Origin of the sequence: Rahnella perminowiae, from assembly GCF_019049755.1 — a bacterium.
GTDB lineage: Bacteria > Pseudomonadota > Gammaproteobacteria > Enterobacterales > Enterobacteriaceae > Rahnella > Rahnella perminowiae.
In genome coordinates this window covers 1-1,974 of record NZ_JAFMOS010000211.1, presented here as the reverse complement: position 1 = coordinate 1,974, position 1,974 = coordinate 1, and the positions used below count along the sequence as shown (strand labels likewise).

Below are 1,974 nucleotides of genomic sequence, written 5' to 3'. Positions count from 1 at the left end.
ACCAAACAGAGGATAGGGATTTTTCGGCGATTTATCCTGATGGGAGTACCGAAAAAATTCCGTATATTTATCCTAATTACGAAAAACTGCTATCGATGAAATAGAAAGTGAGTGTTTCATTTTACATATTCAGGGAGGAAGAAGTTGAATTTACAAAATAAAATCGCCGGGCCCGCACAGACCGGCGGGCTTTTTTGTTAGGGGATTAAGGCAATCGCGCAGCCTGACGCCGAAGGCCTTCAAAAATTGCATGACTGATTTTTGCTGGAAAATCAGCGGGCAACATGGATTCCACTTCTGTAATCACTTGTTCAGTTTTATCCTTCATTTCCATCATCATATTCGACACGTTTTCTCGCGAGTAACTGACCCGTTGCGCCGTTGAGACAAAATGACGGGGCAGGATCCTGTCCCAGTGAAAATGCCGGTTATTGCCGAGTACCGCCATCGCCATTTTGGCTTTCTTCGCCGGAATACCTGTTGGATGCATCAGAGGAAATGCTGACATCACGTCATAAAACGGTGTCATACGGTATGCGCTACCCGGCTCGATATAAACACTGAAATTCTTAGCATGACCGTCGATAGCAGCCAGCATCCAGAAGAGGATCTGGCTCTTAAAAAACATGTCCCGATCCCCTCCTGCGCGTTGAGAACCTAACAAGAGCTTCATTGAGCGCGCAATCCCGGGGCCGCCATCAGCCTCATATTTCAATGCCGGGGCGACGCCTAACGCCTGACAAAAATCCTCCTGTGGCAGCCTCATCAGCCAGGAGCCATCCTTCGACCAGCGACGATCGAAACGTTCGACAACCAGGACTTTTTGCGTACCGAAGCAGGCAATGTCGCACTGTGCGACCGGAAATCCGAATTGCTCCGCTATTTTCAGACACAGCCATTCATTCTCCACACTCTCACTTAAATCGATGCCATTGTTGGCAATGTAACCGATGGGGAGTTTAAGAATATGGCTGGTGGGCGTACTTCCCTGCGGGCGATGCCACTGGTCGCGATACCAGAGCAGTGCCGTTTTTTCCTGCGCACCGGCCAGAGAAATGCGAAAATCTTCAATGTCAGCCTCCATGCCCAAGGGTGCATCCTTATATCCCTGCAAAAGCTGCTCGATATCCTTTTCGCCAAGCGGTTGGGCATGAATTTCAGTGACAGGCGTAACCGGAGCACCTTCAGGATAGAGCTGGATCGCACCGACGCAATCACCGCCTATTCGCGACAGCAAATCGAAAGGTTGTTTAGTCGGGATCTGGAAACGCGCCTGAATACGGCTGCGTATTTGTTCGTTATCGGGCAGAAGATTGTCGAAAAAGTTGTATACCACCGCGCCACGGAATTTATCTGCCTGAAGAGGTAATGATAACGAGATGGCACGGGCTCCGGGGCGAGTGAGCCAGCTTTGATGATAAATAAATGACATTTCACCACTGCCGCCTTTTTCCAGCGTACCGACAGTAATGCCATTTAATGCGAGCGTTAACTTATCCATGTATTACCACTCCTGATCCCAGGAACTCTTTTCCTGGGGATTGATATCCCTTGGCGTGATCTGTAGCTCTAAATCCAGCGCCGCCAATAACTTGAACAGAGTCTCCAGACGGGTACCATCCGGATAATTTTCAAACTCTGAAACCGTTGACTGCTTCAGGCCGATTGTCTCAGCCGTTTTACTCTGGCTGAGTTTGCGCTTTTTACGCTCATTACGCAGTGCATTTGCCAGCATTTTTGTTGAGGTAATGTTCATTTTATCCTCCCAAGCGGATTTTTTCATTATATCCGCCATAAGGGATAAATCAATTTTTATCCGCTGTGGCAGATGAATCTAAAATATCCTTCAGGGAGGATAAACTGGAGCGCTTACCCAAGAGATGAGGTATCTGTAAAAGTAAAATACAGTCTGTAAACTGTTAAAAATAAATACACCTTATAAGCTGTAATTTGCCCCCCGGGGCCACCTCATGC

At 47.8% G+C, this 1,974-nt stretch carries 2 protein-coding genes; both read right to left on the bottom strand.

The annotated features are described in order from the left end of the window. Positions 1 to 205: 205 nt before the first annotated feature. Complete coding sequence (locus J1785_RS01365) at positions 206 to 1,501, bottom strand: type II toxin-antitoxin system HipA family toxin (RefSeq protein WP_129991097.1); 1,296 nt, start codon at positions 1,499 to 1,501, stop codon at positions 206 to 208. 3 nt (positions 1,502 to 1,504) lie between these two features. Beyond that, on the bottom strand, positions 1,505 to 1,756 hold the full coding sequence (locus tag J1785_RS01360) for a helix-turn-helix domain-containing protein (RefSeq protein WP_129953732.1): 252 nt from the start codon (positions 1,754 to 1,756) through the stop codon (positions 1,505 to 1,507). Positions 1,757 to 1,974: the final 218 nt, after the last annotated feature.

Coding starts and splice junctions, on each gene's coding strand:
- J1785_RS01365 (WP_129991097.1), bottom strand. CDS start 1,501: ATGGATAAGTTAACGCTCGCATTAAATGGCATTACTGTCGGTACGCTG.
- J1785_RS01360 (WP_129953732.1), bottom strand. CDS start 1,756: ATGAACATTACCTCAACAAAAATGCTGGCAAATGCACTGCGTAATGAG.